Below are 9,794 nucleotides of genomic sequence, written 5' to 3' on the forward strand. Positions count from 1 at the left end.
TCACGCCCCGGCCGCGTCGACGATGGTGTAGGCGTAGCCCTGCTCGGTGAGGAACCGCTGCCGGTTGGCGGCGAAGGTCTGGTCAGCGGTGTCGCGGGTCACGACCGTGTAGAAGTGGGCGGCTCCCGCATCGGCCTTGGGCCGCAGGATCCGCCCCAGCCGCTGCGCCTCCTCCTGGCGCGATCCGAACGTGCCCGACAGCTGGATGGCGACGTTGGCCTCGGGCAGGTCGATCGCGAAGTTGCCGACCTTGCTGACGACCAGCACCGGGACGTCGCCGGCGCGGAACGCCGCGAAGCGCCGCTCGCGGGTGGCCTGGGCCGTCTGGCCGGTCACCAGCGGTGCGCCGAGGCGGCGGGCGACGTCGCGCAGCTGGTCGAGGTACTGGCCGATCACGAGGATCCGGTCGCCGGCGTGGCGGGCCACGAGCCGGTCGATGACGGCCAGCTTCGCCGGGGTGGTCGCCGCGATCCGGTAGCGGGCCTGCGGCGCGGCGGTGGCGTACGCCATCCGCTCCTCGTCGCCGGTCAGGTCCACCCGGACCTCCGTGCACCGGGCCGGTGCGATCCAGCCTTGGCCCTCCAGATCCCGCCACGGTGCGTCGTACCGCTTGGGGCCGATCAGGGAGAACACGTCGGCCTCCTTGCCGTCCTCGCGGATCAGCGTGGCCGTCAGCCCCAGGCGGCGCACCGCCTGGATCCGGGCGGTCATGCGGAACACCGGGGCGGGCAGCAGGTGAACCTCGTCGTAGACGATCAGCCCCCACTCGTTGCGGTCGAACAGTGCCAGGTGCGGGAAGTCCCCAACCAGCCCGCGCTCGTCCCGGCTGTCGGGGTCGCGCCACGTCATCACCTGGTAGGTGGCCACGGTGACCGGCCGGATGTCCTTGCGCTCACCGGAGTACTCGCCGACCTGGTCGGGGTCGAGGTCGGTCTTGTCGGTGAGCTCGGCGATCCACTGGCGGGCGGCGAGGATCGAGGTGGTCAGAACCAACGTGCGCGTGGCCGTCTGGGCCAGGGCGCCCAGGCCGATGACGGTCTTCCCCGCCCCGCAGGGCAGCACCAGCACGCCGTTCCCCCCGGCGGGCGAGCCGTCCGCCCACCACGCCGCGACCGCGTCCGCCTGGTAGGCGCGCAACCGGCAGGTCAGGGTCAGGTCAAGGCGACGGCCGTCGGCGTAGCCGGCCTCGTCGCGGGGCGGCCAGCCCAACGCCAGGAGCGCCTGCTTGAGCGGGCCGCGATCGGCGAGGCGGACCGCGACCCGGTTGCCGTCGAGGCGCTCACCGACGAGCGCCGCCACGGTCGGGTCGCGACACACCTCCTCGAGGAGCGTGACCTGGTCGGTGACCAGCGCCAGCCCTCCGCTGTCGATATCGCGGACGAGCCGCAGCCGCCCGTACCGGCCCATCTCGTCGCGGACCGCTGCCACCACGGCAGCGGGCACCGGGTACTTGGCGTACCCGGTGAGGGTCGCCGCGACGTCGTCGGCGCCGACCCCGGCGGCGGCCGCGTTCCACAGCGACAGGGGCGTGATCCGGTAGGTGTGCACGTGCTCGGGGGAGCGTTCCAGTTCGGCGAACCTGGCCAGGGCGGCGCGGGCGTCGCCGGCCTTCGGGCTGGCCACCTCGAGCAGGACGGTGCGGTCGGACTGGACGATCAGGGGGTTGAGCGGGTCGGTCGCGGGTGTGTCCTCCCGGTGCGTCATGCGGGCACCCATCCGAGCTCACCGTCCGCCGCGGGGGCGTCGAGGACATCCTTGGCGAGGCGATCGAGGGACGGCGCGGGGCGCGGCTTGCCGAGGCGCTGCGGGGCGTCCCACACCGGGGTCGCCTGCGGGCGGTCGGTGGCCGCTGTGAGCACGCCACCGCCGTCCTCGACGGCGGGGATCAGGCCCCGGGCACGCAGCGCCGCGGCCAGCCGGTCGGGTTCGAGCAGTGAGACCGCCACGGTCGGGGCCACCAACCGCAGCTTGGCGGCCTTGACCTGCACGGCGCGGGTGAGCAGGCCGGGGTCGTCGCACCGCAGGTACGAGCCGGCCTCGCCGGTGCGCAGGCGGCCGTGACGGCGGGCGACGTCCTCGACCAGGTACGCCACGTTCTGCGGCAGCTCGGCGGCGGCGTGCTCGGACAGGAACGACACGATCGACTCCGCGGTGGCACCGGCTTCCATGGCCGCCGCCAGGCGAGCTTCGCTCAGCCGGAAGACGTGCGCGCCCGCGCCTGACTCCAGGTCGGCGTACCGGCCGAGCTCGGTCGACAGGTCATCGGCGAGGTCGGGGCCGGCCACCACGGTGTGGTCGGCCTGCACGGCGAACCGGCGGGTGGGCGGGCTGAGCAGGGCCGCAGCCCGGCGGGGACCGTCCAGCAGGGCGCGGGCCATGTCGGTCAACCCGACCGGGCCGTCGGCGGGAACCAGCCCCAGGACGCGCAGCGCTCCCACCGCCCCGGCGACCACGTCCCGGTCGACCACGTTGGGGTAGGCGAACAACGCCCGCTCGGCGAGAGCGTCGGCGGGCAGCCCGGTCCCGGGCGGCAGGTCGGCCAGGAGCGTCAGCAGCCGGACGCGGGCGGCCGTGCGGGTGAGGTCCGGTTCGGCGTCGACGGTGACACGGTCGGGCAGGTCCTCGACGATGGGGTCGTCGCGCCACGTGTCGACCAGCAGGGCCCACCGCTCGGTGGGCGACCGGGTGGCGAAGTCGGTCGCCAGTGAGGTCGGGGTCCAGACCTCCTTGGCCGGTTGGCTGCTGCGGCCCCGGCGGCGCGGCGCAGTCACCCCCAGGAGCCCCAAGCGGACCGCCAGGTGGGTCAGCAGGCCGACCGCGCGGTCGTCGGCGTTGAGTGCCTTGGCGGCGGCCCGGACCGGGCGGACCCCGATGCCGCCGGCGGCCAGGCTCGGTGCGGGGTCCGCCGCGAAGCGGTCCAGGAGCCGGTCGGCGAGGCCGACGGTCGCCGGGACGAACGGGCCGGGGTCGGCCAGCGCGGCGGGGGAGACCGCCGGCGGGGCGGGCCATCCGGGGAACAGCCGCCCTCCGTTGAGGCCCACCGTGACGTCGAGCCAGACGGCGGCGACCTGGCCGCGGTGGTCGACCCCGACCATGCCGCGGTCCTCCAGCCAGTGCAGCGGCGTGTCCCGGCGGAGTTGGTAGGACCGTCGGCGCGGCACGTGGTAGCTGATCCCCAAAGCGGTCACCGGCTGGGGGCCGCCGGTGGCCAGACTGGCGAAAACCTCGCGGACGTCGGGCGGCATGGCAGCCAGCTGGGCGGCGATCACGTCCGGGTCGCGCAGGGCCGCCTCGAGCCGGTCGACCCGCTCGTGCTTGCGGGGAGGTGGCTTGGCGATGCCGAGCGCCTTGAGGTGGCGGGCCAGCTCGTCGCTGGTCTCCTGCTGCAGGAACGGGCGCGCCGGGATGCCGGGGAGCTCCAGCCGGTCGGCCACGCCCGGGAGCAGCTCCAGCCACGCCCGGTCGCGGCGTGCCACGACCAGGCGACGCAGACCCTCCGCCGCCGCGTCCAGGTCCCCCGCCCGGTCGGCGCCCGCCTCGGCGGTGGCCTGCTCGGCGGTCAGCTGCCCCCCGTGCCAGGCGGCGAGGAGAGCCAGTCGCAGTTCGAGCCCGTCGCAGCTGAACAGCGTCGAGACGATCGTCCCGGTGCTCGTGAGCAGCTGCGCGAGGGTCGAGGCCGCCGCGGGGAGCCGCCCGCGGCGGCGGCCGACGACCTGGGGGCAGAGCGGACCCTGTCCGCTGAGCGCCCCCGAGATCTCGGGGACCCGGCGGAACAGGTCGGCGAGGTCGGCGGCGCTGAACGACTCCAGCGCGGCGCGGCGGGCGGCGACGGCATCGTTGGGCACGCGTTTCCCCTGGCAGCGTCGGGCACGGTCTCGCGCGTCCGCGCGGGGGAAGGCTGGGCAGGATAGCGCCGGGCGGGGCGTTGAGGGCGCAACCGCCGGCGCATCCTTACAGTGCGCGCATGTCGAAGGCGGGGCGGTTGCGGCCATGATCGGCGACCGCCTCGAGGCCGCCGCCCGGCAGGGCGCCGCGGCCGTGTCGTGACGTCGATCGAGATCCGCGAGCTCCAACCCGGCGACCGCGACGGCGTCGGCCGCCTGCTGCTGGAGGCCTACGATTCTTCGGGCCCCTTCGACGAGCCCTACCGCCGCTTCCTCGGCGACCCGAAGCGGTGGGTGCCGGGAGCCACCACCGTGTTCGTCGCGGAGCGCGACGGCCGGGTCGTCGGTGTTGTGGCGTTCACCCTCCCCGGCGACCGCGAGTTCGAGACGATGCTGCTTCCCGTGGCCGACTGCGGGTTCCGGTTCCTGGCCGTCGACCCGACCGCTCAGCGGTCAGGCGCCGGCCGGGCGCTGGTCGGCGCATGTCTCGACGCCGCACGTGAGCAGGGGTGCCGCCGCATGGTGATCCACTCGATGTGGTTCATGACGGCGGCGCACCGCCTGTACGAGCAGCTGGGGTTCGTGCGCCGCCCCGACCTCGACGTGCGGTTCCCGTCGGGTGTCGGCCACGCCTTCCAGCGTGACCTCATCCCCGACGCCGACCAGCACTTCCCACCGCCGGATGCGGTCCCCGACGAGCCACCGTGGTACGAGGACGTGTGGCGGGGGATCTGATTCAGGAGGCGAACCCGAGATGCAACGCACGATCACCGAGGTCGCGGTCGGTGTCGCCGCGGCGCTGGCGGCCATTGTGATGATTGCGCTGCCGACGTTGTTCCGGGGCGAGGCGGGCGGGGGACGGGTCGAGTTGGGCCTGATCCTGGTCGCCTACGCGCTGGTCGGCGTGGCTGCGGCCGCGTTCCACCAGCGTGTGGGGCGCGTCGCCGCGGGGATCGTGGCTGCTGCTATGTTGGCCGCGATCGTCGTTCACCCGGCGCTGCCGTTCTTCGGCCGCCCGACGTGGGTCCCCGACATGCTGGCACGGGTCGATCCGGCCGTCGCCGCTGTCGTTGCCGGGGTCGCCGGCCACCGCTTGCGCCGCTAGCACCCAGCGTGACGAAGCTCCGCGGCTGGTTGCACGCCACCGTATGGTCCACGGCCGGGCTGGCGGCCGCGTCCGGGTTCGGTCAGTTCGGTGTGATCGCGCTTCTCGGCGACCTGGCCGAAGCGTTCGGCGAGCCAGCCGGTGGCGGCGGGATACCGCAGGTGGGGATGGCTGCGACCACCGTCGGCCTGGGTCTCGCGGTCATCCGGCTGGCGTCGCTGGCGAGCTTGCCGGCCGCCAGCATCGCCGACCGGTTCGGTCGACGCCGGGTACTGATCGCCGTCTGCGCCGCTGGCCTGGGGTTCACCGTCGTGTCTGCTGCGTCGCCGAGCTGGTGGTGGTTCGTGGCGATCCTGGCGCTGGGCCGTCCGCTGCTGGCCGCGACGAACGCGATCGCCGGCGTGGTCGCTGCCGAGGAGACCACCAGCCAGGACCGGTCGAAGGCGATCGCGCTGGTCAGTGCCGCGTTCGCCGCCGGCAGCGGCCTGTTCGCGGTCTCCCGGGCGCTCCTCGACCAGTGGATCGGGTTCCGGGGGATGCTCGCGTTGGCTGTGGTGCCGTTGATGCTCGTGCCGGTCGTGGGGCGCCGGATCGAGGAGCCCGAACGGTTCGCCTCCGTCACGGCCGCTCCTCGTCGGCGTCTGGTCGGGCCGATGCCGCGCTCGCTGCGGCCACGTCTGGTGACGCTGTCCGCGATCCACTTCGGCATCGGGTTCCTGAGCGGACCGGTCAACTCCTACATCTTCCTGTACGGGGAGCAGGTGCAGGGGGTCGACGCCACCGCGATGGCGGCCCTGTTCGTCGCGTCGGGTGTCACGGGGCTGGCGGGGTTGCTGGCGGGGCGGTGGGCTGCCGACCGGTTCGGCCGGCGTGTCACCGCCGCATCCGGCCTGGCCGCCGGAGCCGCGTTCGCGTTCGTCACCTACAGCGGGTCGCGGGTCGGGCTGTTCGTCGCCTACCCGCTGACCGTCCTGGCCGCGTCGGCGTTCACCCCGGCCGCCGGCGCGCTGGACACCGAGCTGTTCCCCACCCGGGCGCGGGCGACCGCCGCCGGATGGATCGCCGCCGCCCAGATCCTGGGCGGGGTCAGCGGGCTGGCGGCGTTCGGCGTCCTCGCCGACACGCTCGTCAGCTTCACCGCTGCGGCTGCGGCGGTGAGCCTGCCGGCGGCGGCACTCAGCCTGGCCTACGTCCGGCTGCCGGAGACCCGCGGGTTGCGGCTGGAGGAGTCGGGGCGCCCACCGACCGACGGCCCGTGAGACACGTCACCCGCCCGGTCGGTCCGGGCGGGTGAACGGCGCGGAGCCAGGTCTGATTACGGCGTCGGCGTGGCCGTGGCCGTCGGCGTCGGGCTCTCCTCGGGGCTCTCCTCGGGGCTCTCGTCGGGGGTGGGCGTGGCCTCCGGCGTCTCGGTGACGGTCGCCGTCGCCGTCGGCGTGGCGGTCGCCGTCGCCGTCGCGGTGACGGTCGCGGTCGGCGTCGGGGTGGCGGTCTCGGTCACCTGGATCACGGCCTCGTCCAGCTGTGGATGGTCGTACGACCCGACCATGGCGATCTGGATGTCGCGGTACTCGTCCACGTCAGCGCACTCCACGTCGCCGAGGCACATCACGTACCCCGCGATGTCCCCCGAACCGGTCAGGTCCTGGTAGATCCCTGTCCCTCCGGTGATGTCGAAGGTGCCCCGGAAGGCGACCTCCTCCGGTGAGGTCCGTTGGAAGTCGGCGGTCCAGTCGAAGTCGATGCGGTCCCGCTGGTCGTCAGCGACGTCGTCGGTGACCGCGCCGGGGCGGGGCTGGCAGACCGTCAGCGCGATCGTCCCCTCGAGCTGGCCCTCGCCGTCCTCGGTCACTTCGGTCACCTGGAACTCGATCGGGTGCATGCGGGTCGAGGCCGGCGAACGGCTGTCCTCGAGCTTCGAGTTGAACGTGGCCAGGTTCGTCGAGATGTCGTTGATCGGGGCGTCGTCGGCACACGAGATCGCCGAGTAGCTGAACGTCCCCTCACTCTCACCATCCCAGGGCTCGGCCTGCATCGGGACGTCGGCGCCCCGGGGCGTCTCGCCTGTGCTGTGCGCCATCGCGATCACGTTGAAGGTCCCACCCTCAGCTGCCGGGGTGGGGGTGGGGCTGACTGCTGGGGTCGGTTCTTCCTCGGCCTGTGGGCACGCCGCCAGCAGCAGCGCGGCGACGCCGAGTACGGCGAGTCTCTTCACGGCAAGCTCCTTCGATGGTCAGATGGGCGTGGGAGGGCGCCCCGGGTCCGGCGAACGCTGCCCAGGCTGGCTGATCGCAGGACCGACCGTGTTGGGCGCTCCTGACCATCCGTACACGCAGGACGCTCGTGTCGAGGTCACCGACCGGGCCCTGCTGCACGGGTGGGACGAGGTATCAACCCGTCCTGCAATGGCGCGGACCCCGGACGATGGTCGTCCGGGGTCCGCCTGCTGGCTGTCGGGGGTTACGGGCGGGTGGGGCGCTCCACGCTGTCGGAGTGCTCGCCCTCACCGGCGTCCACGGGGGGCTCCTGCGGGCGGTAGGGGTCGCTGGCCTCGTCGGCCGTGACGTCCGCCGGCGGGTTGCTGGGACGGCTGGCCTCGTCGGCCGCGGCGGGCCGCTCGGGGCGCTTGTCATCGGCGACGTCGGTACCGGCTTCGCGGCCTGCCGACGCCCGACCCTCGGACGCGGCGTCGGACACCGCCCGACCGAACTCGCTGGGGTCATCGGACTGCGACTGCGACTTGCCGAACTCGCCCGGCTCGCCGTGGTACTCGTCGATCACCGAACGCACCGCATCGCTGCGGTCTTCGTCGCCGCGCTCGTGGGTCTCGACGTCGTGCGTGCCAAGCTCTTCGGTCTGTTCGGTGGTGGTGTCGACCGGCTGGTCCTGGCCGCCGGCGGGGACCGAGATCCCCACGCGGGCAGCGGCTTCGCTGAGCCCGTCCTGCATCGCGTCGGGGAGCTGTCCGGTGGCGCCTGCGACCAGGCCGGCTGCGGTGACGGCGCTGATCGCACCGGCAGCGACCTTGGCGCTCAGCGCGCTGAAGAGTGTCTCGAGCATTGTCGTGTGTCTCCTCTGGGGTGTCACGGTGCGTGGTTGCCCGTGACTCACAGTCGTGTATGCGTTGATCGGAGCCCGCCGGTTACGGGTGGCACGAAGATGGCCCCCCGTGACTAGCCCGCCGTGACCTCAGACCGGATCCGCGAGCGGGAGCCGAGCGGCCCTGAGTGGCGCGCCGCCACTGCGCGCCCCGGCGACCTGGGCGACGGGGGTGCCGGCCCCGTCAGGACCCGGGAGCGCCGGCGAACATCATCGTCAGCGCGCCGAGCGTGAGGACCGCGATGGGGGCTGCCACCCACCGCGGGACGGCTCTGTCACGTGTGGCGGCAACGAGGGCGAGAACGGCACCGACGGCCAGGATCAGCATCGAGAAGGTCGTGACCACCATGCCGACCGTGTGGGCCACTCCCTCCAGTGGCGGGCTCGTCGACCCTCGCGCCCACGATGTCGAACAGTTGACCCGTCACCACGCCGGTCATCCCGATGACGGCCATGCACCGACCCGACCGTCCGGGCGCGATCTGTCGCGCAGGCGGCCACCGACGCAACGCCGCGACGAGGAGCACACCCAGGGGCGCCCCGACGAAGAGATGGCTCAAGGCGTGCCCCACCGGGTCGGGGAGTCGGTCACCGCCCGCCGCGCTGCCGGTGCGACAGCGAGTGGCAACTTCCCCGACGCGCGCGGCGACCTCAGCTACCGGGCCGCGACCAGCAGGCCGGCCGGGGTCCTGGCTGTGCCGGTATCGACGGACAGCGCCTCGATCATGGCGCGGAGCAGGAGGAGGGAGTGGTCGTCGGCCGCCAGGTCGATGATGGCGGCGGCTGCGGTGTCGCAGTCGATGCGGTGGCCGTCGTCGTGCAAGGCCAGCACGGCCCGGGCGAGCCGCTGACGTTCGAGTGGGGTGTCGATGATCGCGAGCGCGTCGGGCATCGCCGCGGTCACCGCGTCGGCGTCGTCCTCGGCGATGGCCGTGCGGAGTCGTTGCAGGCCCGCCGGTAGCAGCCGTGGCAGCCTCGCGTGCAGCGACAGGTCGGTTGCCGGCAGGGCCGCGACCTCCTGGAACAGTTCGCCGAGCTCCTCGACGGTGTAGCCGGCCAGAACCGGGGCCCACTGGCGGCATGCGGCGTTGAGGAACGCGGTGGCCAGCTGGTCGGGTGACGGCCCGCGCGGGACCCCGCAGCAGCGCTTGGCCTTGGCCCCCGAACCACACGGGCAGGGCTGGTTGCGTCCGATCTTGGCCACGGCGTGCTCCTTGCTCACGGGTGGCCGGATGCTGACACAGCCCAGCGACATCTCCAACGATCCCGTGCCGATGAGACCAATCCCGGCACGGGAGGCCGCGGGGCGACACGTGCGTGTTCATGGGGCGCCTGGCCCGGCTGTCGCGACGCGGTCGGTCGGGCCGGTGTGGGGGTGGGGGGACCCGGGGGTCAGGTGGGTGGGTCTCGGACGAGGTGTCGCTGGTCGGGGGTGGTGAAGGTGACGGTGTTGTCGGGGTTCCACCGCACGTTCCAGCCGCCTTCGTGGACGAGCTGGTGGCAGTGGTCGCACAGCAGCACGAGGTTGTTGAGGTCGGTGGGCCCCAGGTCGGTCCAGTGCACGCAGTGGTGGGGGACACAGATGTGGGCGGGCGCCCCGCAGCCGCGGCAGGCTTTGTCGCGCACGAGCAGGCAGTCGCGCTGGCCGACGCTGGGGGCGCGGGTGGTGCGCCCCAGGTGGATCGGGACCGATGCGGAGATCGGAA

10 protein-coding genes are annotated in these 9,794 nt (G+C 73.5%); 3 read left to right on the forward strand and 7 right to left on the reverse strand.

Translation table 11 applies throughout. The features are described from left to right. Window positions 1-1,704, reverse strand: coding sequence for a DEAD/DEAH box helicase (locus KY462_14840; protein ID MBW3578984.1), 1,704 nt, complete (start codon window positions 1,702-1,704; stop codon window positions 1-3). Then, window positions 1,701-3,845, reverse strand: a complete 2,145-nt coding sequence (locus KY462_14845; protein MBW3578985.1) for a helicase-associated domain-containing protein — start codon at window positions 3,843-3,845, stop codon at window positions 1,701-1,703. The genes KY462_14840 and KY462_14845 overlap by 4 nt, the downstream gene beginning before the upstream one ends. A 198-nt stretch (window positions 3,846-4,043) precedes the next feature. Here KY462_14845 and KY462_14850 point away from each other — a divergent pair, with 198 nt between their 5' ends. The 3 genes from KY462_14850 to KY462_14860 are packed head-to-tail and all read left to right on the forward strand — an operon-like array spanning window position 4,044 to window position 6,248. Then, window positions 4,044-4,619, forward strand: a complete 576-nt coding sequence (locus KY462_14850) for a GNAT family N-acetyltransferase (GenBank protein MBW3578986.1) — start codon at window positions 4,044-4,046, stop codon at window positions 4,617-4,619. Between the two features lie 19 nt (window positions 4,620-4,638). Continuing rightward, window positions 4,639-4,989 carry a hypothetical protein gene (locus tag KY462_14855; GenBank protein MBW3578987.1) on the forward strand — a complete coding sequence of 117 codons (351 nt, stop codon included), beginning with the start codon at window positions 4,639-4,641 and terminating at the stop codon, window positions 4,987-4,989. Between the two features lie 8 nt (window positions 4,990-4,997). Further along, a complete protein-coding gene (locus tag KY462_14860; protein ID MBW3578988.1) occupies window positions 4,998-6,248 on the forward strand; it encodes an MFS transporter in 1,251 nt (416 codons plus the stop codon). A gap of 56 nt (window positions 6,249-6,304) precedes the next feature. Here the strand turns inward: KY462_14860 and KY462_14865 are convergent, their stop codons facing one another. From KY462_14865 to KY462_14885, 5 genes are all read right to left on the reverse strand, one after another. After that, window positions 6,305-7,204, reverse strand: a complete 900-nt coding sequence (locus tag KY462_14865) for a hypothetical protein (GenBank protein ID MBW3578989.1) — start codon at window positions 7,202-7,204, stop codon at window positions 6,305-6,307. Window positions 7,205-7,449: 245 nt separating this feature from the next. After that, window positions 7,450-8,049 (reverse strand): hypothetical protein, encoded by a 600-nt coding sequence (locus KY462_14870; GenBank protein MBW3578990.1) that lies wholly within the window; start codon window positions 8,047-8,049, stop codon window positions 7,450-7,452. A gap of 223 nt (window positions 8,050-8,272) precedes the next feature. Then, window positions 8,273-8,455, reverse strand: coding sequence for a hypothetical protein (locus tag KY462_14875; protein ID MBW3578991.1), 183 nt, complete (start codon window positions 8,453-8,455; stop codon window positions 8,273-8,275). Between the two features lie 288 nt (window positions 8,456-8,743). Beyond that, window positions 8,744-9,343, reverse strand: a complete 600-nt coding sequence (locus KY462_14880; GenBank protein ID MBW3578992.1) for an SEC-C domain-containing protein — start codon at window positions 9,341-9,343, stop codon at window positions 8,744-8,746. 137 nt (window positions 9,344-9,480) lie between these two features. Then, window positions 9,481-9,794 (reverse strand): HNH endonuclease (locus KY462_14885; GenBank protein MBW3578993.1); only part of this gene is annotated, 314 nt, incomplete at its 5' end.

The sequence above is a fragment of the Actinomycetota bacterium genome, from assembly GCA_019347675.1.
Classification (GTDB): Bacteria; Actinomycetota; Nitriliruptoria; order Nitriliruptorales; family JAHWKO01; genus JAHWKW01.